This is a genomic window from Bacillus sp. JJ783 (genome assembly GCF_036963225.1).
GTDB classification, from domain to species: Bacteria; Bacillota; Bacilli; order Bacillales; family Bacillaceae_G; genus Bacillus_A; species Bacillus_A cereus_U.
Map to the genome: position 1 here is coordinate 21,360 of NZ_JBALMG010000076.1, position 25,305 is coordinate 46,664.

The following is a 25,305-nucleotide window of genomic DNA, read 5'->3' on the forward strand; positions in this document are numbered from 1 at the left end:
CATTATCTTCTAGTTTTCTTATCGTCAGCAAGGTGACCTTTATACGTACGAGTTGGTGCGAATTCACCTAACTTATGGCCAACCATATCCTCAGTGATGTACACAGGTACGTGTTTACGACCATCATATACAGCGATTGTGTGTCCGATGAACTGAGGGAAGATAGTTGAACGGCGAGACCAAGTTTTAACAACTTGTTTTTGCTCAGATGCAACTAATTTTTCCATTTTGCTCATTAAGTGGTCATCGACAAATGGTCCTTTTTTTAAGCTACGAGCCATTTTGGTGCCTCCCTTCGTGATTGGCGTACGGTTCTTGAAACGAACCGTACTACAATCCCATTATTTTTTACGACGACGAACGATAAATTTATCAGACGCTTTGTTTTTCTTACGAGTCTTGAATCCAAGAGTTGGTTTACCCCATGGAGACATTGGAGACTTACGTCCGATTGGAGAGCGTCCTTCACCACCACCGTGTGGGTGATCAACCGGGTTCATTACAGAACCACGAACTGTTGGGCGCTTACCTAACCAGCGAGAGCGACCTGCTTTACCGATTTTGATAAGTTCGTGTTGTTCGTTACCAACTTGACCGATTGAAGCGCGACAAGCAGATAATACTAAACGTACTTCACCAGAAGTTAAACGTACAAGTACGTATTTTCCTTCTTTACCAAGTACTTGAGCAGATGTACCAGCAGAACGAACTAATTGTCCGCCACGACCAGGCTTAAGCTCGATGTTATGAACAACAGTACCTACTGGAATGTTGATTAATGGTAATGCGTTACCGATTTTAATGTCAGCTTCAGGGCCAGACATAATTTCCATACCTACTTCTAAAGTTTTAGGAGCAAGAATGTAACGTTTTTCACCGTCAACGTAGTTAATTAATGCGATATTCGCAGAGCGGTTTGGATCATATTCGATCGTAGCAACGCGTCCTGGAATTCCATCTTTATTACGCTTAAAGTCGATGATACGGTATTGACGCTTATGTCCGCCACCTTGATGACGTACAGTAATTTTACCTTGGTTATTACGACCAGCCTTTTTGCTTAAAGGAGCAAGTAAAGACTTTTCCGGTCTGTCAGTCGTGATTTCAGCGAAATCATTCGTAGTCATGTTACGACGACCGTTAGTAGTTGGATTATACTTTTTAATTCCCATCTCAATTTCCCTCCTTCTTTAGTAAGAATTAAACGCCTTGGAAGATTTCGATTTCTTTGCTGTCAGCAGTTAGCTTAACGATTGCTTTACGACGACGGCTAGTAAAACCAGCGTGACGACCAACGCGTTTTGCTTTCGGCTTGTAGTTCATGATGTTTACTTTGTCTACATTAACACCAAAGATCGCTTCTATCGCGTCTTTAACTTCTGTTTTATTAGATTTAACGTCCACGTCGAACGTGTATTTTTTTTCAGCCATCATTTCCATAGAACGTTCAGTGATAACTGGGCGCTTAATGATATCACGAGGATCTCTCATTATGCAAGCACCTCCTCTACTTTTTCCACTGCCGCTTTTGTCATGATTAGCTTATCATGATGAAGCACATCTAGCACGTTTACGCCATCAGCAGTGATTACTGTTACTCCTGGGATATTGCGAGCAGATAACTCTACAGATTCGTTTGCATCAGCAGTTACGATAAGAGCTTTCTTCTCAACAGTTAATCCTTTAAGTACTGCTACCATGTCTTTTGTTTTTGGTGCATTTAACACTAGGTCTTCAAGAACTACAATGTTGTTCTCAACTACTTTAGTAGCTAATGCAGATTTGATTGCTAAACGACGAACTTTCTTAGGAAGTTTGTACGCATAGCTTCTTGGTGTAGGTCCGAATACCGTACCACCACCACGCCATTGAGGAGAGCGGATAGAACCTTGACGAGCACGTCCAGTTCCTTTTTGACGCCATGGTTTACGACCACCACCGCGAACTTCAGAGCGAGTTTTTACTTTGTGTGTACCTTGACGTAAAGATGCACGTTGCATCATTACAGCTTCAAATAGTACAGCTTCATTTGGTTCGATACCGAAAATAGCTTCAGCTAATTCGATTTCACCAACCTGTGAACCAGTTTGGTTATATACAGTAACTTTTGGCATTGGAATTCCTCCTTCCTATTGTGAATTATTTGCTAACCTTCACAGCGCCTTGAACAACTACAAGAGATTTCTTAGCACCTGGAACGTTACCTTTTACTAGTAATAAGTTGCGCTCAGTGTCAACTTGAACGATTTCTAAGTTTTGGATAGTAACTTGGTCTCCACCCATACGTCCAGCAAGTTTTTTGCCTTTGAATACACGGTTCGGAGCAACTGGCCCCATTGAACCTGGACGACGGTGATAGCGAGAACCATGAGACATAGGTCCGCGAGATTGTCCGTGGCGTTTAATAACACCTTGGAAACCTTTACCTTTAGAAATTCCTGTTACGTCAACGATTTCACCTGCAGCGAAAACTTCAACTTTTACCTCTTGACCAACCTCTAATCCGTCCACGTCTGCATCGCGGATTTCGCGAATGAAGCGCTTAGGAGTTGTAGATGCTTTAGCAGTGTGGCCTTGTTCAGGTTTGTTAGTTAACTTTTCACGTTTATCTTCAAATCCTAACTGAATTGCGTTGTAGCCATCAGTTTCAGTTGTTTTCTTTTGAAGAACAACGTTTGGATTAGCAGCGATTACCGTTACTGGGATTAACTCACCGTTCTCAGCAAATACTTGAGTCATACCGATCTTTCTTCCTAAGATTCCTTTGGTCATGAGTTACACCTCCTACATTTTTAAGTTATATAAATTATAATTTGATTTCGATATCTACACCAGATGGTAAGTCTAAACGCATTAATGAATCTACTGTTTGCGGAGTAGGACTCACGATGTCGATTAAACGTTTGTGCGTGCGCATTTCGAATTGTTCACGAGAATCTTTGTACTTATGAACAGCACGAAGAATTGTGTAAATAGTCTTCTCAGTTGGTAATGGGATCGGACCAGAAACTGTTGCCCCAGAACGCTTAGCTGTTTCTACAATTTTCTCAGCTGATTGATCAAGAATACGGTGATCATAAGCTTTTAAACGGATACGAATTTTTTCTTTTGCCATTATTTTCCCTCCTTCGTTCGCCTATTTCTAAAATAGACCTTCTCCATGGAAATTTCCCCACACCATGCCATGGCAAAGCGGCCGGGTGTGTCAGCAACCTTCCACTTCATCGCAGTCAAAGACCAACATTGTCTATTATACAATGTTATTCGTCTAGATGCAAGCATCTTTTTGTTTGCATCTGCTTTTCTCTACTTTTGCTATTATACATGGCACTTTAAAGAATATCAAGTTTTCATCCACTCTTATTTAACTTACAGTTTTTGGGTGTCACTTTCGTTTTATATACTATAGAAGAAACTCATTCAAAAATAGAAAATGCATCTCTTTCTTCTATAGTAATAAGCAATAAAAAAACTCAAGGGAGAATCCCTTGAGTTTTTAATAATCTAATTAAAGACTACTCAGCAACGATTGTAGCAACTACACCGTAACCTACTGTACGTCCACCTTCACGAATAGAGAATTTAGTTCCCTCTTCGATAGCGATTGGAGCGATAAGTTCGATAGTCATTTCGATGTTGTCACCAGGCATTACCATTTCAGTACCTTCTGGTAATTGGATGATACCAGTTACGTCAGTTGTACGGAAGTAGAACTGAGGACGGTAGTTAGCGAAGAATGGAGTATGACGTCCACCTTCTTCTTTAGATAATACGAAAACTTCAGCTTTGAATTTAGCGTGTGCTTTTACAGAGCCAGTTTTAGCAAGAACTTGTCCACGTTGGATGTCTTCACGAGCAACTCCACGAAGTAGAGCACCGATGTTGTCTCCAGCTTGAGCTTGGTCAAGAAGCTTACGGAACATTTCTACACCAGTTACAGTTGTAGAAGCATTTTCTTCAGCAAGACCGATGATTTCTACTACGTCACCAACTTTAACGATACCGCGCTCAACACGACCAGTTGCAACTGTACCACGACCTGTGATAGAGAATACATCCTCGATAGGCATTAAGAATGGTTTGTCAGTTTCACGTTCTGGAGTTGGGATGTAAGCATCAACTTCAGTCATTAATTCGATGATTTTTTCTTCCCACTCAGCTTCTCCTTGAAGAGCTTTAAGAGCAGAACCTTTAATTACAGGAATATCGTCGCCTGGGAATCCGTATTCAGATAATAGGTCGCGAACTTCCATTTCTACTAATTCTAATAATTCTTCGTCATCTACCATGTCGCATTTGTTTAAGAATACAACGATGTAAGGAACACCTACTTGACGAGAAAGAAGGATGTGCTCACGTGTTTGAGGCATTGGGCCATCAGCAGCAGATACTACTAAGATACCGCCGTCCATTTGAGCAGCACCAGTGATCATGTTTTTAACATAGTCAGCATGACCTGGGCAGTCAACGTGTGCATAGTGACGAGTTTCAGTTTCGTACTCAACGTGTGCAGTTGAGATTGTGATTCCGCGCTCTCTTTCTTCTGGAGCCGCGTCGATTTGATCGTATCCGCGTGCTTCAGCACCACCAGCTTTTGCAAGAACTGTAGTGATCGCAGCAGTTAATGTAGTTTTACCATGGTCAACGTGGCCGATTGTACCGATGTTAACATGGGGTTTAGAACGTTCGAATTTAGCTTTAGCCATTCTAAATTCCTCCTTAGTTTATATAGGTTATTTTATATTTAGACTAGAAAGTGAAACTTAAGTCTCACTTTCTAAGCTTACATAAGTAGTTATACTTGAACAATCGATAAAAATCAATTATTCACCTTTATTTTTTTTAATAATTTCTTCAGAAACAGACTTCGGTACTTCTTCATAATGATCAAATGTCATTGAGAATGTTCCGCGTCCTTGAGTGTTAGAACGTAATGCCGTTGCATAACCGAACATTTCAGAAAGTGGAACCATAGCGCGAACAACTTGTGCGTTACCGCGAGCTTCCATACCTTCTACACGTCCACGACGAGATGTTACGTCGCCCATAATGTCACCCATGTACTCTTCAGGAATTACAACTTCAACTTTCATCATTGGCTCAAGAATTACTGGGCTACATTTAGAAACCGCAGCTTTAAGCGCCATAGATGCAGCGATTTTGAACGCCATCTCAGATGAATCGACATCATGGTAAGATCCGTCAACTAACGCAGCTTTGATGTCAACTAGTGGATAACCAGCTAGTACACCATTTTTAAGTGAGTCTTCAAGACCCGCTCCAACAGCTGGGATGTATTCACGTGGAACTACACCGCCGACGATTTTGTTTTGGAATTCAAAACCTTTACCCTCTTCATTAGGTTCAAACTCAATCCAAACGTGACCGAATTGTCCACGACCACCAGATTGACGAGCGAACTTACCTTCAACTTTCGCAGCAGCGCGGAAAGTCTCACGGTATGCTACCTGAGGAGCACCAACGTTTGCTTCCACTTTGAATTCACGGCGCATACGGTCAACAATGATATCAAGGTGAAGTTCACCCATACCAGCGATGATTGTTTGGCCAGTTTCTTGGTCAGTGTGAGCACGGAATGTTGGATCTTCTTCAGAAAGCTTAGATAATGCTGTACCCATTTTATCTTGGTCAGCTTTAGATTTTGGTTCGATAGCTACAGAGATAACTGGTTCTGGGAATTCCATAGACTCAAGGATAACAAGACTCTTCTCATCACAAAGAGTATCACCAGTAGTAGTATCTTTTAAACCTACAGCAGCAGCGATATCACCAGCATAAACTGTTGAAATCTCTTCACGGCTGTTAGCGTGCATTTGTAGGATACGACCTACACGCTCACGCTTACCTTTAGTTGAGTTTTTCACGTATGATCCAGAGTTTAACACACCAGAGTACACACGGAAGAACGTTAACTTACCAACATAAGGATCAGTCATGATTTTGAATGCTAAAGCTGCGAATGGTTCTTCATCGCTAGACTTACGTTCGATAGCTTCATCTGTATCCGGAAGAGTACCTTTAATAGCAGGTACATCTAATGGAGATGGTAGGTAGTCGATAACTGCGTCTAACAGAATTTGAACACCTTTATTTTTGAATGCAGAACCACAGATTACTGGGAAGAATTCTACAGAAGTTGTAGCCTTACGGATACCAGCTTTAAGCTCTTCTACAGTGATTTCTTCACCTTCTAGGTACTTCATCATCATTTCTTCATCAAGCTCAGCTACCGCTTCAATAAGTTTCCCACGGTATTCTTCAGCTAATTCTTTGTGCTCTTCAGGAATTTCGACACGCTCGATGTCTGTTCCTAAATCGTTAGCGTACATGTAAGCACACTCTTCAACAAGGTCAATGATACCATTGAACTCATCTTCAGCACCGATTGGTAACTGAATTGGATGTGCGTTTGCTTGTAAACGATCGTGGATTGTTCCTACAGAGTATAAGAAATCTGCACCAATCTTATCCATTTTGTTAACGAATACGATACGAGGTACACCATAAGTAGTAGCCTGACGCCAAACAGTTTCTGTTTGTGGTTCTACACCAGATTGTGCATCAAGTACTGCTACTGCGCCATCAAGTACGCGTAAAGAACGTTCTACTTCTACTGTGAAATCTACGTGTCCTGGAGTGTCAATGATGTTTACACGGTGACCTTTCCATTGAGCTGTAGTTGCAGCAGAAGTAATTGTGATACCACGCTCTTGCTCTTGCTCCATCCAGTCCATCTGAGATGCACCTTCATGAGTTTCACCGATTTTATGAATACGTCCTGTATAATACAGAATACGCTCAGTTGCTGTTGTTTTACCAGCATCGATGTGAGCCATGATACCAATATTACGAGTGTTTTCTAAAGAGAACTCTCTAGTCATTTGGTGTCTTGCTCCTTCCATATATGGATTGGATTATTTTATTTTAAGTAGCAAAAAAGCCACTTTATATTGTTACATATGCCAGTGTCCAGTACCCTCATTATGTAAAACGAGCGCCCAACGAAAGGGAGAGGCATTCTCCCTCTCCACACTTCCATAAGCGACAAATAAAGCGGTTTATGCTTACATTTATTTTACGTTGAATCCTACCAACGGTAATGAGCAAATGCTTTGTTAGCTTCTGCCATTTTATGAGTGTCTTCACGTTTCTTAACAGATGCACCAGCGTTGTTAGCTGCATCTAAGATTTCGTAAGCTAGACGCTCTTCCATAGTTTTTTCACCACGAAGACGAGCATAGTTTACTAACCAGCGAAGACCTAAAGTTGTACGGCGTTCTGGACGAACCTCAACTGGAACTTGGTAGTTAGCACCACCAACACGACGAGCGCGTACTTCAAGAACAGGCATGATGTTCTTAAGAGCTTGCTCGAATACTTCCATTGGTTCTTTATCTGAACGTTCACGAACGATATCGAAAGCGTTATAAAGAATTGTTTGAGATTTACCTTTTTTACCGTCAACCATCATTTTGTTGATTAGGCGTGTTACAAGCTTAGAATTGTACATTGGATCTGGTAACACGTCACGTTTCGCAACAGGTCCTTTACGAGGCATATTGAGTTCCTCCTTTCATTGTAAGTTTATTATTTTTTAGCAGGTTTTGGTCGCTTAGTACCATATTTAGAACGTCCTTGCATACGTTTGTCAACACCAGCTGTATCAAGCGCACCACGAACGATGTGGTAACGTACCCCTGGTAAATCCTTTACTCGACCACCGCGAATTAATACTACGCTATGCTCTTGTAGGTTATGACCGATACCTGGGATGTAAGCTGTAACTTCAATACCATTTGTTAAACGTACACGAGCGTATTTACGTAACGCTGAGTTCGGTTTCTTCGGAGTCATTGTACCAACACGAGTACACACACCACGTTTTTGAGGTGCAGAGATATCAGTTGATTTTTTCTTTAAAGAATTAAAACCTTTGTTTAACGCAGGTGATTTAGACTTCCATACTTTATCAGTACGACCATTTCTCACTAATTGGTTAATAGTAGGCATTTGATTATCCTCCCTTCGCATGTTTGTATGACCACATATCCAGGTGGTTCATTATTAGTTGAAAACAAAGTTTTTGCAAGGAAGAGCAAATGCTCTCTCCTCACAAAAACAGTTTTAACTTATTATTCCTATTGCTGAAGCTCCCACTTGAATCCCCGAAACTTTTCCAAGCTTACGAACTGATTCAACTTTGGTTATGGGTATGTTATGTTGCAAGGCAGTACGAATGATAACATGGGTTAACCGCACGTCAGCATCTTCCGCAATAACAACTTCTTTAACTATACCATTTTTGATTGCTTCCAATGTTCGTTTATGACCAACGACTACATTTTCAGCATTTGACACTTTTTGATAAGACATATAAATATCCTCCAAAGCATCATTCAGGAGCAACCTTGATTATAGTAACATTTTGTCTCATACAATGTCAACTAGGATTAGCTGTTTTTATACAAAATTTACGACGGAAAATTTTACTGTTCCACATAAACTTCATCGTTTTCTACATTCATGTTATCTTGTGTTGTTTTTACAAGATCCACTTTGCGATAACGATTCATACCTGTTCCAGCAGGAACAAGCTTACCGATAATAACATTTTCTTTCAATCCTAGAAGCTCATCGCGTTTACCCTTAATTGCTGCATCTGTTAGAACACGAGTTGTTTCTTGGAACGATGCTGCAGATAAGAACGAATCAGTTTCAAGTGAAGCTTTAGTAATACCAAGTAGAACCGGTCTAGCTGTTGCTGGTTGTTTACCTTTCAGTAACACCTTCGCATTCGCATCAGTAAACTGATGGATGTCTAGTAATGTTCCTGGTAATACATCTGTTTCACCCGCATCACTTACACGAACTTTACGTAGCATTTGACGTACCATTACTTCTACGTGTTTGTCACCAATTTCTACCCCTTGCATACGGTATACTTTTTGAACTTCACGTAATAAGTATTCTTGAACTGCTGTAATGTCCGTTACTTTTAGTAATTCCTTCGGATCAATAGAACCTTCTGTTAACTCTTTACCGTGGCTAATTGGCTGTCCTAGAGTTACTTTCAGACGAGCACCGTAAGGAATAGCATACGTACGAGCTTCAACTTCACCCTGTACAACTACTTCTTGGCGATCTTTAACATCGTTGATCGCTGCGATAACACCGTCAATTTCACTGATAACTGCCTGACCCTTCGGATTACGAGCTTCGAAGATCTCTTGGATACGAGGTAAACCTTGTGTGATATCATCTCCGGCAACCCCACCTGTATGGAATGTACGCATCGTTAACTGTGTACCTGGCTCACCGATAGATTGAGCCGCGATAATACCTACCGCTTCTCCTACTTCTACGTCTGTACCAGTTGCTAAGTTACGACCGTAACACTTCTTACATACACCATGGCGAGTATTACACGTAAACGCTGAACGAATGTTTACAGTTTCAACACCCGACTTTTCAACGATATGAGCAATATCTTCAGTAATTAATTGATTTTCAACAACTAATACTTCACCTGTTTCAGGATGTTTTACAGTTTTTCTTGCAAAACGTCCAACAAGACGATCATATAGTGACTCAATAACTTCATTACCCTCTTTAATCGCACCAATTAGTAAACCGCGATCTGTTCCACAATCATCTTGACGAACAATTACATCTTGTGCAACGTCTACAAGACGACGTGTTAAGTAACCAGAATCGGCAGTTTTAAGTGCTGTATCGGCAAGACCTTTACGCGCACCATGCGTAGAGATGAAGTACTCAAGTACTGTTAAACCTTCACGGAAACTCGATTTGATCGGAAGCTCAATGATACGACCAGATGGATTGGCCATCAGACCACGCATACCAGCAAGCTGAGTAAAGTTCGATGCGTTACCACGGGCACCGGAATCACTCATCATGAAGATTGGGTTGCGTTTATTCAAGGATTTCATCAGCTTTCCTTGGATAACATCTTTTGCATTACTCCAAATAGAGATAACGCGATCGTAACGTTCTTCTTCCGTGATTAAACCGCGACGGAATTGTTTAATTACATTATCTACTTTTGCTTGTGCTTCATGGAGAATTTCATCTTTTTCACCTAATACAAGAATATCTGATACCCCAACTGTAATACCAGCTTTTGTAGAGTATCTAAATCCTAAGTTTTTCATACGGTCAAGCATGCGAGACGTTTCTGTAATTTGGAAACGTTTGAATACTTCCGCAATAATGTTACCAAGGATTTTCTTGCTAAATGGCGCCACTTCTTCGCGACTAGCAATAATTTCTTTAATGTTCGCACCTTTTTCAACGAAATATTCCGCTGGTGTTTCTTTTTCAAGGTTTGAGTTTGTTGGTTCATTAATATAAGGGAACGACTCTGGTAAGATTTCGTTAAATATTAATTTACCAACTGTTGTTAATAGAAGCTTACTCTTTTGCTCTTCAGTAAACGTTACATTATTTACCGAACTCGCAGCAACTGCAACACGTGTGTGCAGATGTACATATCCATTTTGGTATGCAAGTATTGCTTCGTTTGCATCTTTGAAGACCATACCTTCACCGATTGCACCCTCGCGCTCAAGTGTTAAGTAATAGTTACCTAATACCATATCCTGAGATGGAGTAACAACTGGTTTTCCGTCTTTTGGATTCAAGATGTTTTGTGCCGCTAACATAAGAATACGAGCTTCTGCTTGTGCCTCTGATGATAACGGAACGTGAACCGCCATTTGGTCACCGTCAAAGTCCGCGTTGTATGCAGTACATACAAGTGGGTGAAGACGGATTGCACGACCTTCTACTAGTGTAGGTTCAAACGCCTGGATACCAAGACGGTGAAGTGTTGGTGCGCGGTTTAGAAGTACTGGATGCTCTTTAATCACAGATTCTAAAACGTCCCAAACTTCAGGGTGTACACGCTCGATTTTACGTTTAGCACTCTTAATGTTGTGTGCTAATCCTTTTCCAACTAACTCTTTCATAACGAAAGGTTTAAACAATTCAAGTGCCATTTCTTTCGGCAATCCACATTGGTACATCTTTAAGTTCGGTCCTACAACGATTACAGAACGGCCAGAGTAGTCAACACGTTTACCTAATAAGTTTTGACGGAAACGTCCTTGTTTACCTTTAAGCATGTGAGATAGTGATTTTAATGGACGGTTACCTGGTCCAGTAACTGGACGGCCACGGCGACCATTATCGATTAATGCGTCTACAGCTTCTTGTAACATACGTTTTTCGTTTTGAACGATGATGCTTGGTGCACCTAAGTCCAATAGACGTTTTAAACGGTTGTTACGGTTAATTACACGACGATATAAGTCGTTTAAGTCAGAAGTAGCAAAACGTCCACCATCTAACTGTACCATCGGGCGTAGTTCTGGTGGGATAACTGGAAGAACCTCTAAGATCATCCAAGATGGGTGATTTCCAGAGTTACGGAATGCTTCTAATACTTCTAGACGTTTAATAGCACGAGTACGGCGTTGTCCTTGTGCTGTTTTTAATTCTTCTTTTAAGAAGTCTACTTCTTTATCTAAATCGATGTCTTGCAGTAATTTTTTAATTGCTTCTGCACCCATAGCAGCATGGAATGTACTGCCATATCGATCACGATATGCACGGTATTCTTTTTCAGAAAGTAATTGCTTCTTATCAAGTGGTGTATCTCCACTTTCTGTTACAACATAAGAAGCGAAATAAATTACTTCTTCAAGCGCGCGAGGGGACATGTCTAAGACAAGTCCCATGCGGCTCGGGATACCTTTGAAATACCAAATATGAGATACAGGAGCAGCTAATTCGATATGACCCATACGTTCACGACGAACTTTTGCACGCGTTACTTCAACGCCACATCGATCACAAACTACACCTTTATAACGTACACGTTTATATTTTCCGCAATGACATTCCCAGTCCTTTTGTGGTCCGAAAATACGCTCACAGAACAAGCCATCTTTTTCAGGCTTTAACGTACGATAGTTAATTGTTTCTGGTTTCTTAACTTCACCGTATGACCAAGAACGAATCTTGTCAGGTGAAGCAAGTCCAATCTTCATATATTCAAAGTTATTTACATCTATCAAGGGGCCTACCTCCCTTTTAGTCTACAGGTTATCCCAATTATTCCTTAGTTGTCTCAACTTCAACATTCAATTTATCTGCTGATTGATGATCATCGTCATCTTCCGTATCACGCATTTCAATTTCTGTATCGTTGATAGACATCATTTTAACGTCCATACCTAAACTTTGCAGTTCTTTAATCAATACTTTGAATGATTCAGGAACGCCTGGTTCTGGAACATTTTCACCTTTAACAATTGCTTCATACGTCTTAACACGTCCAATAACATCATCAGACTTCACTGTTAAGATTTCTTGAAGAGTATAAGCAGCACCATAAGCTTCAAGTGCCCAAACCTCCATCTCACCGAAACGCTGTCCACCGAACTGAGCTTTACCTCCAAGAGGTTGCTGCGTTACAAGTGAGTATGGTCCAGTAGAACGAGCATGAAGCTTATCGTCAACCATGTGCGCAAGTTTGATCATATACATGACACCAACAGATACACGGTTATCGAACGGCTCACCAGTACGTCCGTCATACAGGATTGTTTTCGCGTCATTTGCCATACCAGCTTCTTCAATTGTGCCCCATACATCTTCCTCACGAGCACCATCGAATACCGGTGTTGCAATGTGAATACCAAGGTATCTTGCTGCCATACCAAGATGAAGCTCTAATACCTGACCGATATTCATACGAGATGGTACCCCTAATGGGTTTAACATGATATCGATTGGCGTACCATCTGGTAAGTAAGGCATATCTTCTTCCGGTAAAATACGGGAAATAACACCTTTGTTACCATGACGACCGGCCATTTTGTCACCTTCAGAAATTTTACGCTTTTGAACGATATATGCACGTACAAGTTGATTCACGCCTGGTGGCAATTCATCGCCATCTTCACGGTTAAACACTTTTACGTCTAAGATAATACCGCCACCACCGTGTGGTACACGTAGTGATGTATCACGTACTTCACGTGCTTTTTCACCGAAGATTGCATGTAATAGACGTTCTTCTGCCGTCAATTCTGTTACACCTTTTGGCGTTACTTTACCAACAAGTAGATCTCCATCTTTCACTTCAGCACCGACGCGAATAATACCGCGCTCGTCAAGATTACGAAGTGCATCTTCTCCAACATTCGGGATATCACGTGTAATTTCTTCTGGTCCAAGCTTCGTATCACGAGCTTCTGATTCATATTCTTCAATATGGATAGAAGTGTACACATCATCTTTTACAAGGCGCTCACTCATGATGATCGCATCCTCATAGTTATAACCGTCCCATGTCATAAAGCCAACAAGCACGTTACGTCCAAGCGCTAGTTCACCTAGTTCCATAGAAGGACCATCCGCAAGGATTTCACCTTTTACAACTTGGTCTCCAACACTTACGATTGGACGTTGGTTGTAGCAAGTTCCTTGGTTAGAACGAATGAATTTTTGCATTTTGTAGCGATCTAAGTCGCCTTTTACTGTTTGACCGTCAACGTCTACATAGCGACGTACCCAAACTTCACGTGCTTCTACGCGCTCAACAACACCAGGCTGTTTACAGATTACTGCAGCACCTGAGTCTTTTGCTGATACGTACTCCATACCTGTACCTACAATCGGAGATTCCGGATTTATTAACGGAACCGCCTGACGTTGCATGTTCGCTCCCATAAGTGCGCGGTTAGAGTCATCGTTTTCTAAGAACGGAATACAAGCTGTCGCTGCCGACACTACTTGTTTTGGAGATACATCCATGTAGTCGATGCGTTCTTTATTTGTGACAATGTTTTCACCACGGAAACGAGCTACGATATCTTCATCAAGGAATTCCCCTACTTCAGATAATTTCATATTCGCTTGGGCTACAACATAGTTATCTTCTTCATCTGCTGTTAAATAATCAACCTGCCCTGTTACAAGACCAGTTTCTGGGTCAACACGACGGTATGGCGTTTCAATGAAACCAAACTCATTTACTTTCGCAAACGAAGATAATGAGTTAATCAAACCGATGTTTGGTCCCTCTGGCGTTTCGATTGGACACATACGACCATAGTGAGAGTAGTGAACGTCACGTACTTCAAAGCCTGCACGCTCACGCGTTAAACCACCGGGTCCTAATGCAGATAGTCTTCGTTTGTGAGTTAACTCTGCTAATGGGTTTGTTTGATCCATGAACTGAGATAACTGAGAACTTCCGAAGAACTCTTTAATAGATGCAATAACCGGGCGAATGTTAATTAACGCTTGTGGTGTAATTGCATTTGTATCTTGAATCGACATTCTCTCACGAACAACACGTTCCATACGAGAAAGACCGATACGGAATTGGTTTTGTAGTAACTCTCCTACAGAACGCAGACGACGATTTCCTAAGTGGTCAATATCATCTGTATCCCCTACTTTATATAGCAGGTTAAAGAAGTAGCTAATAGAAGCAAGAATATCACCTGGTGTGATGTGTTTTATATCACGAGTAATATTTGCATTCCCAATTACGTTTATAGATCGTTCGCCTTCTGATTCTGGAGCATAGATCTTAATAGATTGCAGCTCAACATCGCCTGCTACCACTCCACCCATCGGTTTCGCTGTTTTGAATCCAATGTTTTTCTCTAAGTAAGGTAGAATACGATCCAGTGTACGACGATCTAAGACTGTTCCTTCTGCCGCTAAAATTTCACCAGTTTCTGGATCCACCAGTGTTTCAGCTAAACGTTGGTTAAACAATCTGTTTTTAATGTGTAACTTTTTGTTGATCTTATAGCGACCTACATTTGCTAAATCGTAGCGCTTCGGATCAAAGAAACGAGACACAAGTAAGCTCTTTGCATTTTCTACTGTTGGTGGTTCACCAGGGCGTAGACGCTCATAAATTTCAAGCAATGCTTTCTCTGTGCTATCTGTGTTGTCTTTTTCTAACGTATTGCTTAAGTATTCGTTATCACCTAAAAGCTCGGTGATTTCTTGATCAGAGCCAAACCCTAATGCGCGTAACAAAACAGTTACAGGAAGTTTACGCGTACGGTCAATACGCACATATACAACATCCTTAGCATCTGTTTCATACTCTAACCAAGCTCCGCGGTTTGGAATTACAGTAGCAGTAAAACCACGTTTTCCGTTTTTATCCACTTTGCCACTATAGTATACGCTTGGAGAGCGAACTAACTGGGAAACGATAACACGTTCTGCACCGTTAATTACGAATGTTCCAGTCTCTGTCATGAGTGGGAAATCTCCCATGAACACATCTTGTTCTTTTACTTCACCAGTTTCCTTGTTGATTAGACGCACTTTTACACGAAGTGGTGCTGCATACGTCACATCACGCTCTTTGCATTCTTCTACAGAGTATTTAGGTTCACCTAAGCTGTAGTCGATAAATTCAAGCGATAGATTTCCCGTAAAGTCTTCGATCGGAGAAATGTCCTGGAACATTTCTCGCAAACCCTCATCAAGAAACCACTGATAAGAAGAGGTTTGAATTTCGATAAGATTTGGTAACTCTAATACTTCACTAATACGGGCATAACTTCTTCGTTGGCGGTGGCGTCCGTATTGAACTAGTTGACCTGTCAACTGCTTCACCCCTCAAATCATGAGTATTATAAACACACAAAAAAATTTGTGCAAAATCACAAATAAATACAACTACTGCTATTAGCGTAGTTTTTCTCTTAAAGATAGATACGTTGAGTCTTTCTACCTGCTCAAAAAAGAAAAATGGCTTCTATAAGAAAACCATCATTCTGTTTCATAATCTGCTGATTTTACTATCTTTTCCAAGAGAAACAAAAATATACATCTTTCTCAACGCAGAAAATCATATATTGGCATTGTATAATGTTAACATAGCCAAAAATAACCGTCAACGCTTTTTTGATTTTATGATATAATATCCTTTTTTCTTTTCTACAACTTCAACTTCAGAAAATACTTCTTCTAGTTTTTTCAGCGCAGATGGCGCACCTTGTTTCTTTTGAATAACAATCCACAATTCTCCACCTGAAACTAAATACTCCACAGCCTTTTCTAAAATCTCATGCACGGTATCTTTACCAGCACGAATTGGAGGATTAGATAGAATAGCAGCATACTTGCCATCTACATTTTCATAGACACTACTTTGCAAAATACGTATATTTTCAATTCTGTTATTAGCGGCATTTTCTTTTGCAAGTCCCAAGGCCCTTTCATTCACATCCACCATGTGAATTTCACGATTTTGAAACTCTTTCGCTAACGACAAACCGATTGGACCGTACCCACATCCTACGTCTAACACATTACCTTTAACATCTGGCATTTGAAACGCTTCAATTAAAAGACGAGAACCAAAGTCCACTTCGTTTTTCGAGAACACCCCATGGTCAGATAAAAAAGTAAATCGAGATTCACGAAGTGTAACTTCCCATCGTTTACGATCACTTTTACTAGAAGGGTCGTTAGAAAAATAATGGTCTGCCATATGGCCACCTCTTTTCTTTACAGTTAAAAAAAAAGCTCGCATGAGAGCGAGCTTTTTTTAAAAGCACCAAAAGTTAATTACTTAACTTCTACAGCAGCGCCAACTTCTTCAAGTTTAGCTTTCATTTCTTCAGCTTCCTCTTTAGTAACGCCTTCTTTGATTGCTTTTGGAGTGTTGTCAACTAATTCTTTAGCTTCTTTTAAGCCAAGACCAGTGATTTCACGTACAGCTTTGATAACTTTGATTTTTTGAGCGCCAGCACTTGCAAGTACTACGTCAAATTCAGTTTGCTCAGCAGCAGCTTCACCAGCGCCACCAGCTACAGCTACAGGAGCAGCAGCAGTTACGCCGAATTCTTCCTCGATAGCTTTTACTAAGTCGTTAAGTTCTAATACAGTCATAGATTTAACTGCTTCAATGATTTGTTCTTTAGTCATTGTAAATATCCTCCCTTAAATAGGTTTGTATTGTTTTATAGATAACAAGTAATTATCTTTTAAAAAATTAAGCGCCTTGCTCTTCCTTTTGATCTGCAACTGCTTTAGTAGCAAGTGCAAGGTTACGGATTGGAGCTTGAAGAACGCTAAGAAGCATAGAAAGTAAGCCTTCACGTGATGGAAGAGTAGCGATAGCTTTAACCTCATCAAGTGTTACAAGTTTACCTTCGATTACGCCCGCTTTAATTTCTAAAGCTTCATGATTTTTAGCGAAGTCGTTTAATACTTTCGCAGGAGCAACTACATCCTCGTTACTGAACGCGATTGCGTTTGGTCCTGTTAAGAATTCGTTTAACTCAGCCATTTCAGCAGACTCTGCAGCACGACGAGTTAAAGAGTTTTTGTAAACTTTGAACTCAACGCCAGCTTCACGTAAGTTTTTACGTAATTCTGTTGCTTCAGAAACTGTTAAACCACGGTAGTCAACAACAATTGTAGATTTACTCGCGCGAAGTTTTTCAGCGATTTCAGTTACAACTTGTTGTTTAGTTTCGATTACTTTGCTCATGTTATTACACCTCCTGTAGATTATATAGAAGATGTACCGAAAGTGCACTAAAAACCTCCATGCCCAACTTGTAGACATGGAGGCATATAGTCACAGAAAAAAGATTCCGCTTCGTATATTAACACCTAGGTAGGGAATTAAGTCGAATCGACTCCTACTGTCTACGGTACACTATTAAAATTCACAACATAAATGATTATATTAAAACTTCTTTATGAAGTCAACTTCCAATTTTTACGCAAGTGTAGAAACGTCTACGCGTACGCCAGGTCCCATTGTAGAAGCAACAGTTGCGTTCTTCATGTAAGTACCTTTTGCAGCAGCTGGCTTAGCTTTTTGTAGCGTGTCAGCAATTGTTTTGAAGTTTTCTACTAATTTAGCATCTTCGAAAGATACTTTACCGATTGGAACGTGGATGTTACCAGCTTTATCAACGCGGTATTCAACTTTACCAGCTTTGATTTCGTTAACAGCTTTAGTTACATCGAAAGTAACTGTTCCAGTTTTAGGGTTTGGCATTAAACCTTTAGGTCCTAATACACGACCAAGTTTACCAACTTCACCCATCATGTCAGGAGTTGCTACTACTACATCGAAATCGAACCAACCTTTTTGGATTTTACCGATGTAATCAGCATCGCCTACGAATTCAGCGCCAGCAGCTTCAGCTTCTTTTGCTTTTTCGCCTTTAGCGAATACTAATACACGTTGTACTTTACCAGTACCGTGTGGAAGAACAACTGCACCACGAATTTGTTGGTCAGCTTTCTTAGGGTCAACACCTAAACGGAATGCAGCTTCTACAGTTGCATCAAATTTAGCTGTGTTTGTTTTCTTTACTAATTCTACTGCTTCTGTTGCAGAGTAAGCAGATGCACGATCAACAAGCTTCGCAGCTTCAACGTACTTTTTACCTCTTTTAGCCATGTTTGTTTCCTCCTTGAATGTGGTTTTAGCGGAATAACCTCCCACGTTTACGCCTTCATTCCGGGAACCCCCGAGGATGTGCGCCCATCCATTTATTTAAAAATGATAATCATTTACGATAATAAAGGTTGCGAATTGGAATTCCAGACCCGCAACCTTTTTTACAAAAAACAAATCGAATTAGTCTTCGATAACGATGCCCATACTGCGCGCAGTACCTTCAACCATACGCATTGCAGCTTCTACGCTAGCAGCGTTTAGGTCAGGCATTTTAGTTTCAGCGATTTCGCGTACTTTATCACGCTTAACAGTTGCCACTTTATTACGGTTTGGTTCACCAGAACCAGACTCAATACCAGCTACTTTCTTAAGAAGAACAGCAGCAGGAGGAGTTTTAGTAATGAAAGTGAATGAACGGTCCTCAAATACCGTAATTTCAACAGGGATGATAAGACCAGCTTGATCAGCTGTACGAGCGTTAAACTCTTTACAGAAGCCCATGATGTTAACACCTGCTTGTCCTAATGCTGGACCAACCGGCGGAGCTGGATTAGCTTTACCTGCAGGAATCTGAAGTTTTACCATTTTAATTACCTTTTTAGCCACGAGACACACCTCCTTAAGTCCGTGATGTGGTCAATTGGGCAGTGATTTGCCCTCCCACTTCATATTTTATCATAATGATAAAATCTTTTTCAAAAAACGTCTCCGTTACCGAAGACGTACTGACTTAAAAGATATTATCACTTTTTACAATTCATTTCAAGTTTCATTTTATAATTTTTCAATTTGATGGAAATCAAGTTCAACCGGAGTCTCGCGACCGAACATGTCTACAAGCACGCTAACTTTTTTCTTTTCCACATCAATTTCTTCAATCGCACCTGTATAATCCGCGAATGGCCCCTCATTTACACGCACTGTTTCATGAAGTTCAAATTCGAAATCAACCACTTCATTGTCCATTCCCATATGCTTCATGATGGTAACAACTTCCTCTTCTAATAGAGGCGATGGTTTAGATCCTGAACCAGAAGAACCGACAAAACCTGTTACACCTGGCGTATTACGAACAACATACCAAGAATCGTCAGTCATGATTAGTTCTACTAATACGTAACCTGGGAACACTTTTCTTTTCGTTATTTTTTCTTTACCATTTTTCATTTCTACTTCTACTTCTTCCGGGACAACAACACGGAAAATTTTATCTTGCATACCCATTGATTCTACACGTTTCTCTAGGTTTGCTTTTACTTTATTTTCATATCCAGAATAAGTATGGACAACATACCAACTTTTTTCCATTCATTTAGGACGAGCGTCCTTCCCTCCCTGACGTACATTTTTTTGCGCAAATGAAAAAACCCGTTCACCGGGCTTTTACACAGTTCTTATAAATAACATTATATCATGGATAAGTGCTTCTTATTCAAGAATTAACCAAGAATTAACCGAATTAAAGAAGAAATGCCCATATCAACCACTGCGAAGAAAATCGCAAAGAACACAACTGTCGCAATAACAGTCGTTGTTGAGCGGAGTAATTCATCTTTTTTAGGCCAACTTACTTTTTTCATTTCGCGACCTACATCGCCGAAAAAGTTCGTTAAACGCATCTACGGGACCTCCAGTGTATTATTTCAATTATTTATTTTGTTTCTTTGTGAACTGTATGCTTATTGCATGTTTTACAAAATTTCTTTATCTCAAGTCGCTCTACTGAGCTCGTATCTTTCATCGTAGAGTAGTTTCGATTTTTACACTCTTCACATGAGAGTACAACTTTTTTCCTCATTAGTTACACCAACCTTGTAACATTGTCCCTAAAAATGTATCATACAACAAAAGACAATGTCAATGACATGCCTTTTGTACTCTTTACAAAAAGAAAACAGGTGACATATTTCACACCTGCAACACTTACTATGAATTTAAGGTTGTACTCTCTCTCATTTCCATATATCTTTCCAGTTTCCTCTTTACCCGCTGTAAAGCATTATCAATAGATTTCACATGCCTGTTTAACTGTTCTGAAATTTCTTGATAGGAACGACCATCTAAGTATAAAGATAGCACTTTTCTTTCTAAATCGCTTAATAATTCAGATATTTTTGATTCTATGTCTGTATATTCTTCCTGACTGATAATCATCTCTTCTGGATCAGTTACTTTCGATTCCGAAATAACATCTAATAATGTTCGATCAGATTCCTCATCATAAATTGGCTTGTCTAAAGACACATACGAATTTAACGGAATATGTTTTTGCCTTGTTGCTGTTTTAATAGCGGTAATAATTTGTCGAGTGATACACAGTTCAGCAAATGCTTTGAACGAAGACAGCTTGTCCCCTTTATAATCACGAATGGCTTTAAACAATCCAATCATGCCTTCTTGAACAATATCTTCTCGATCGGCACCCACTAAGAAATAAGATCTTGATTTCGCGCGAACAAAGTTCTTATATTTGTGAATTAAATATTCTAGAGCGTCAGTATTACCTTTTCGAACTAACTCAACGATTGCCTCATCCTCTAAATCACGAAATGTAACGTCGCCTACACTTACGAAGCCTGCTTCCACCTTGATCCCTCCGACCGCTATATATTTAGCAATATTATACAGTAAAAAGATAAAGAGCGTCAATGCTTCAACGCTCTCCTCTTCTTAATTTTTCTAATTTTTCTGTAATATCTTCACTAAATATCTTTCGCATGGCGGGTTGCTTTTCTTTCGTGTCTTTTGTACGCCTTCTTACTTGTTGTTCCATCGCTTGTACTTCTAACTCTAATTCACGCGCAGATTTTCGAAGTGCACCTTGCGCAAATATAATCCATTGCTCCGTATAATCCGAAGTTGCAACGTATATTTGTGTATTTATATTTCTAAGCTCAATCGCAAGTTGTTCTATCTTTTCATCTGCAGTTTGTTTCTTTCTCGTGAATATTACTTCCACCCGCGATTGTTTCATCTTTTTTTCAATACCATAGACTGTATAGGCATCAAAGACAATCATTACCTTTGTGCCTGTATAGCCTTGATAATCCGCCATCTTATCAATAAGTGCGTCTCTTGATGATTGTAAATCTACATCCCGCAGTTTCTTCAAGTCTCCCCAAGCTCCGATAATGTTGTAACCGTCAACGATTAAAATATCGTCCATTTTTTATTTACCAATTTCGTGACGTTTACGATATACCTCATACATTAACAAACTTGCGGCTACTGAAGCATTTAAGGATGTAACTTTACCGACCATCGGTAAAGTTATTAGGAAATCACACTTTTCACCAATAATACGACTCATACCTTTTCCTTCACTACCAATTACTAGTCCGATTGGCATATTACCATCTAAATTACGGTAATCTGTTTTCCCTTTGGCATCTGTACCAGCAATCCAAAGCCCACGTTCTTTTAATTCATCAATTGTACGCGATAAATTTGTTACACGTGCAACAGGAATATATTCAATTGCCCCAGTCGACGCTTTCGCAACTGACGCTGTAAGTCCCACCGCTCTTCTTTTCGGAATAATAACCCCATGAGCCCCTGTTGCATCCGCGGTACGCATAATAGAACCTAAGTTATGCGGGTCTTCAATTTCATCTAAAATTAAGAAGAACGGATCTTCATTACGTTTTTCTGCTAATTTAAACAAATCCTCTAACTCAGCATATTGATATGCAGCTACTTGAGCAATTACACCTTGATGATTTCCCTCAACCAATTGATCTAACTTCTTCTTTGGTGCGTGTTGCAAAATAACCTTATTCTCTTTTGCTAATGCTAGTACAATCTGCACTTGTCCTTTGGCAGCACCTTCCGCTACCAAAATTTTATTAATATCTCGCCCCGCTCTTAAAGCTTCAATTACAGGGTTACGTCCGATAATATATTCACTACTCATGATGATGTGCTCCCTTCCTTTTCTTCCAAAACGTCAATCGCCTTATATACAATCTCGTCCAATCTTTCACGATTATTCAACAAGTGATGATAACCGATTAGCGCTTCAAAGGCTGTACTGTATCGATATGTTTGTACATCTGTATTTTTCGGAACAGTACCCGAATTTGCATTACGCCCTCTTCTTAATACCGCCTCTTCCTCTTCTGTCAAAAATGCCGTCTCTAATAAATGATAAACAACTTTCGCCTGTGCTTTTGCCGAAACAAAGCCCGTCCCTAAGCGATGTAATTGATTAGGGCGAACTTTCCCTTTTTGAAGGAGGTGATAGCGGATATATTGTTCATATACCGCATCACCCATATATGCTAACGCTAAGCTGTTCAATTGCTTTGCATCAATCATTCTTATCCTCTTTTCCATCTTGTACCTTGAGCGGTATCTTCTAAAATAATATTACGTCCTTTTAAATCATCGCGAATTTGATCAGATAATGCGAAGTCACGATTTTGACGAGCTTCAATACGCTTTTGGATTAGTGCTTCAATTTCTTCATCAAGCAACTCTTCTTGCGCTAATTCCAATCCTAAAATACTAAATAATGTTTCAAGTTGTTTTACATACGCTTCAATTACAACTTTAGAAGTATGTTCTTCTAACAAATATTGATTTGCGTGATTTGCTACGTTATATAATTCAGTAATCGCATTAGCCGTATTGAAATCATCATCCATCGCTTCTTCAAATGCAACTTGGAACTTTTCCATTTCAGCTAACCATTTTTCATTATGGTCCGTTAAATCCGTACTACTTTCCATACGATGCTTTAAGTTACCGTAAGCTGTTTTAATTCTTTCTAGTCCATTATTCGTACTTTGCAATAAATCTTCGCTAAAGTTAATTGGGTGACGGTAATGTACCGATAGCATAAAGAACCTGATTAACTGCGGATCATATTGTTTGATGATATCATGAACTAAAATGAAGTTTCCAAGCGACTTCGACATCTTCTCGTTATTAATATTAATATATCCATTATGCATCCAATAACGTGCAAATGTTTTTCCTGTCAACGCCTCAGACTGCGCAATTTCATTTTCATGATGAGGAAATGCTAAATCTTGACCACCAGCATGAATATCAATTGTATCCCCTAAATATTTACGCGCCATTGCTGAGCATTCAATATGCCACCCTGGGCGTCCTTTCCCCCAAGGGCTTTCCCAGAAGATTTCTCCTTCTTTCGCAGCTTTCCATAAAGCAAAGTCAAGAGGGTCTTGTTTCTTTTCTCCTACTTCAATACGTGCACCGTGACGTAAGTCTGCAATTGGTTGATGTGATAATTTACCGTAACCTTCGAATTCTTTCGTTTTAAAGTACACATCACCTTCTGATTCATATGCATACCCTTTATTCACAAGTTCTTGAATAAATTCAATAATGATATCCATATTTTCCGTTACACGCGGATGAACCGTTGCGTGCTTGCAACCTAGTGCCGTTACATCTTCAAAGTAAGCTTCAACAAAACGATCTGCAATTGTTGGCACATCTTCACCTAACTCATTTGCCGCCTTAATTAATTTATCATCCACGTCAGTAAAGTTAGATACATACTGCACATCATATCCTTTATATTCTAAGTAACGGCGTACTGTATCAAATACCATAGGTGGTCTTGCATTCCCAATGTGAATGTAGTTATACACTGTAGGTCCGCACACATACATCTTCACCTTATTTTCTTCTAATGGCATAAACTCTTCTTTTTGACGCGTTAACGTATTATAAATGTGAATAGTCATTTTTATCCTTCCTTTCTACCTTTACTTCGAGTTGCTTTCTCAATTTATCAAGTTCTGCTTCCATAACCTTTAATTTATCAAAAATCGGATCCGGAAGATCAGAATGATTTAATTCTTGACCAATCTTTACTCCATTTTGAATAACGACTCGGCCAGGTATACCTACAACTGTAGAATGTGCAGGAACTTCCTTCAACACGACAGATCCTGCTCCAATTTTAGAATTCTCTCCAACAGTAATAGAACCTAGTACTTTAGCACCTGTTGCAATTAATACATTATCCTGAATTGTAGGGTGCCTCTTTCCTTTTTCTTTACCTGTACCACCTAATGTGACACCTTGATAAATTGTTACGTTTTCGCCAATTTCACACGTTTCGCCAATTACAACCCCCATTCCATGATCAATGAAAAAACGACGACCAATAGTTGCTCCTGGATGAATCTCAATGCCAGTAAAAAAACGACTAACTTGCGAAATCCAACGTGCCATAAAGAAAAAATTCCTTTTATAAAAAGCATGTGCAATTCGATGGCCCCAAACTGCATGTAATCCAGAGTAAGTTAAAATGACTTCGAAATAACTTCGTGCCGCTGGATCCTGTTCAAAAACGACTTCAATATCTTCCCGAAGCCTCTTAAACATCGATGTTCCCTCCCCTTTATGGGCTGCTTTTTTCGAGTGAACTAACTCCCCTAACTCCCCCTGAATCTTTATACAAGGGGATAAAACTTATACTCACACCCATTTACATGGTATAAAAAAAAGACGCCTCTGTCATATAGACAGAGACGCCTTTTAAGCGCGGTTCCACTCTGTTTAGGCTAAAGAAGCCTCAAACTCATCCATGATAACGGTTTACACCGCTTCTGTTTACTTTGCGCCCTAAGACGTTCCGCGAAATACTTCGCTGTTCAACAGAAGACTCGAAGGGGCATTTCAAAAATCCGCTTATAAACCACTTCCAGCCTAAGGGTGGTTCTCTCTGTAAAAAGCCTGATTTTCTACTTCTCCTTCTCGTCGCTTTTCCTTATTAGATTTTAGGTATACTTATTATATTGCTAAACCTAGAAAAT

At 39.9% G+C, this 25,305-nt stretch carries 27 protein-coding genes and 2 other annotated features; all 27 genes read right to left on the reverse strand.

Features of this window, described 5'->3' with window-relative positions; translation table 11 throughout:
• Positions 1–2: 2 nt before the first annotated feature.
• Complete coding sequence (rpsS, locus tag V7038_RS16880) at positions 3–281, reverse strand: 30S ribosomal protein S19 (protein ID WP_000124454.1); 279 nt, start codon at positions 279–281, stop codon at positions 3–5.
• A gap of 60 nt (positions 282–341) precedes the next feature.
• Positions 342–1,172: a 50S ribosomal protein L2 gene (rplB, locus tag V7038_RS16885; RefSeq protein ID WP_002113320.1), complete on the reverse strand. Its 831-nt coding sequence runs from the start codon at positions 1,170–1,172 to the stop codon at positions 342–344.
• A 28-nt stretch (positions 1,173–1,200) separates the two neighbouring features.
• Positions 1,201–1,491 carry a 50S ribosomal protein L23 gene (gene rplW, locus V7038_RS16890; RefSeq protein ID WP_001205557.1) on the reverse strand — a complete coding sequence of 97 codons (291 nt, stop codon included), beginning with the start codon at positions 1,489–1,491 and terminating at the stop codon, positions 1,201–1,203.
• Entirely contained in the window at positions 1,491–2,114 is a 624-nt protein-coding gene (gene rplD / locus V7038_RS16895; RefSeq protein WP_001127261.1) for a 50S ribosomal protein L4, read from the reverse strand. The genes rplW and rplD overlap by 1 nt, the downstream gene beginning before the upstream one ends.
• Positions 2,115–2,139: 25 nt before the next feature.
• A complete protein-coding gene (rplC, locus tag V7038_RS16900; RefSeq protein ID WP_000160209.1) occupies positions 2,140–2,772 on the reverse strand; it encodes a 50S ribosomal protein L3 in 633 nt (210 codons plus the stop codon).
• A 34-nt stretch (positions 2,773–2,806) separates the two neighbouring features.
• Positions 2,807–3,115 carry a 30S ribosomal protein S10 gene (gene rpsJ, locus V7038_RS16905; protein WP_001040595.1) on the reverse strand — a complete coding sequence of 103 codons (309 nt, stop codon included), beginning with the start codon at positions 3,113–3,115 and terminating at the stop codon, positions 2,807–2,809.
• A 400-nt stretch (positions 3,116–3,515) separates the two neighbouring features.
• Complete coding sequence (tuf, locus tag V7038_RS16910) at positions 3,516–4,706, reverse strand: elongation factor Tu (protein WP_002113319.1); 1,191 nt, start codon at positions 4,704–4,706, stop codon at positions 3,516–3,518.
• Positions 4,707–4,823: 117 nt separating this feature from the next.
• Positions 4,824–6,902, reverse strand: coding sequence for an elongation factor G (fusA, locus tag V7038_RS16915; protein ID WP_002113318.1), 2,079 nt, complete (start codon positions 6,900–6,902; stop codon positions 4,824–4,826).
• 206 nt (positions 6,903–7,108) lie between these two features.
• Positions 7,109–7,579, reverse strand: a complete 471-nt coding sequence (rpsG, locus tag V7038_RS16920) for a 30S ribosomal protein S7 (RefSeq protein ID WP_001137492.1) — start codon at positions 7,577–7,579, stop codon at positions 7,109–7,111.
• A 29-nt stretch (positions 7,580–7,608) separates the two neighbouring features.
• Positions 7,609–8,031, reverse strand: coding sequence for a 30S ribosomal protein S12 (rpsL, locus tag V7038_RS16925; RefSeq protein WP_001142341.1), 423 nt, complete (start codon positions 8,029–8,031; stop codon positions 7,609–7,611).
• A gap of 114 nt (positions 8,032–8,145) precedes the next feature.
• On the reverse strand, positions 8,146–8,394 hold the full coding sequence (locus V7038_RS16930; RefSeq protein ID WP_000121833.1) for a 50S ribosomal protein L7ae-like protein: 249 nt from the start codon (positions 8,392–8,394) through the stop codon (positions 8,146–8,148).
• 113 nt (positions 8,395–8,507) lie between these two features.
• Entirely contained in the window at positions 8,508–12,119 is a 3,612-nt protein-coding gene (gene rpoC / locus V7038_RS16935) for a DNA-directed RNA polymerase subunit beta' (RefSeq protein ID WP_002113317.1), read from the reverse strand.
• A 37-nt stretch (positions 12,120–12,156) separates the two neighbouring features.
• A complete protein-coding gene (gene rpoB / locus V7038_RS16940) occupies positions 12,157–15,690 on the reverse strand; it encodes a DNA-directed RNA polymerase subunit beta (RefSeq protein ID WP_002113316.1) in 3,534 nt (1,177 codons plus the stop codon).
• A 289-nt stretch (positions 15,691–15,979) separates the two neighbouring features.
• Complete coding sequence (locus V7038_RS16945) at positions 15,980–16,579, reverse strand: class I SAM-dependent methyltransferase (RefSeq protein WP_002113314.1); 600 nt, start codon at positions 16,577–16,579, stop codon at positions 15,980–15,982.
• Positions 16,580–16,656: 77 nt separating this feature from the next.
• A complete protein-coding gene (rplL, locus tag V7038_RS16950) occupies positions 16,657–17,016 on the reverse strand; it encodes a 50S ribosomal protein L7/L12 (protein ID WP_002009788.1) in 360 nt (119 codons plus the stop codon).
• Positions 17,017–17,083: 67 nt separating this feature from the next.
• Complete coding sequence (gene rplJ, locus V7038_RS16955; protein ID WP_002009790.1) at positions 17,084–17,584, reverse strand: 50S ribosomal protein L10; 501 nt, start codon at positions 17,582–17,584, stop codon at positions 17,084–17,086.
• A 39-nt stretch (positions 17,585–17,623) separates the two neighbouring features.
• Positions 17,624–17,769, reverse strand: a sequence feature (ribosomal protein L10 leader region).
• A 49-nt stretch (positions 17,770–17,818) separates the two neighbouring features.
• Positions 17,819–18,511, reverse strand: a complete 693-nt coding sequence (gene rplA / locus V7038_RS16960; RefSeq protein WP_002009792.1) for a 50S ribosomal protein L1 — start codon at positions 18,509–18,511, stop codon at positions 17,819–17,821.
• A gap of 180 nt (positions 18,512–18,691) precedes the next feature.
• Positions 18,692–19,117, reverse strand: a complete 426-nt coding sequence (gene rplK / locus V7038_RS16965) for a 50S ribosomal protein L11 (RefSeq protein ID WP_001085872.1) — start codon at positions 19,115–19,117, stop codon at positions 18,692–18,694.
• A gap of 168 nt (positions 19,118–19,285) precedes the next feature.
• Positions 19,286–19,819, reverse strand: a complete 534-nt coding sequence (gene nusG, locus V7038_RS16970; protein ID WP_002009795.1) for a transcription termination/antitermination protein NusG — start codon at positions 19,817–19,819, stop codon at positions 19,286–19,288.
• A gap of 131 nt (positions 19,820–19,950) precedes the next feature.
• The gene (gene secE / locus V7038_RS16975) at positions 19,951–20,130 is read right to left on the reverse strand and encodes a preprotein translocase subunit SecE (RefSeq protein WP_002009797.1); all 180 of its coding nucleotides are present in this window, start codon (positions 20,128–20,130) and stop codon (positions 19,951–19,953) included.
• Positions 20,131–20,162: 32 nt separating this feature from the next.
• The gene (gene rpmG, locus V7038_RS16980) at positions 20,163–20,309 is read right to left on the reverse strand and encodes a 50S ribosomal protein L33 (protein WP_012260172.1); all 147 of its coding nucleotides are present in this window, start codon (positions 20,307–20,309) and stop codon (positions 20,163–20,165) included.
• A 128-nt stretch (positions 20,310–20,437) separates the two neighbouring features.
• Positions 20,438–21,097: an RNA polymerase sporulation sigma factor SigH gene (locus V7038_RS16985; protein WP_002009799.1), complete on the reverse strand. Its 660-nt coding sequence runs from the start codon at positions 21,095–21,097 to the stop codon at positions 20,438–20,440.
• Between the two features lie 67 nt (positions 21,098–21,164).
• Entirely contained in the window at positions 21,165–21,677 is a 513-nt protein-coding gene (locus V7038_RS16990; protein ID WP_002113304.1) for an NYN domain-containing protein, read from the reverse strand.
• Between the two features lie 3 nt (positions 21,678–21,680).
• Entirely contained in the window at positions 21,681–22,424 is a 744-nt protein-coding gene (gene rlmB / locus V7038_RS16995; RefSeq protein WP_002091503.1) for a 23S rRNA (guanosine(2251)-2'-O)-methyltransferase RlmB, read from the reverse strand.
• Positions 22,421–22,828, reverse strand: coding sequence for a Mini-ribonuclease 3 (locus V7038_RS17000; RefSeq protein WP_002113302.1), 408 nt, complete (start codon positions 22,826–22,828; stop codon positions 22,421–22,423). The genes rlmB and V7038_RS17000 overlap by 4 nt, the downstream gene beginning before the upstream one ends.
• Before the next feature lie 2 nt (positions 22,829–22,830).
• Positions 22,831–24,228, reverse strand: coding sequence for a cysteine--tRNA ligase (gene cysS, locus V7038_RS17005; RefSeq protein ID WP_002091500.1), 1,398 nt, complete (start codon positions 24,226–24,228; stop codon positions 22,831–22,833).
• The gene (gene cysE, locus V7038_RS17010) at positions 24,209–24,874 is read right to left on the reverse strand and encodes a serine O-acetyltransferase (RefSeq protein WP_016103297.1); all 666 of its coding nucleotides are present in this window, start codon (positions 24,872–24,874) and stop codon (positions 24,209–24,211) included. Before cysE ends, cysS begins: the two co-directional genes overlap by 20 nt.
• 139 nt (positions 24,875–25,013) lie before the next feature.
• Positions 25,014–25,259: a binding site (T-box leader), on the reverse strand.
• Between the last annotated feature and the right edge of the window lie 46 nt (positions 25,260–25,305).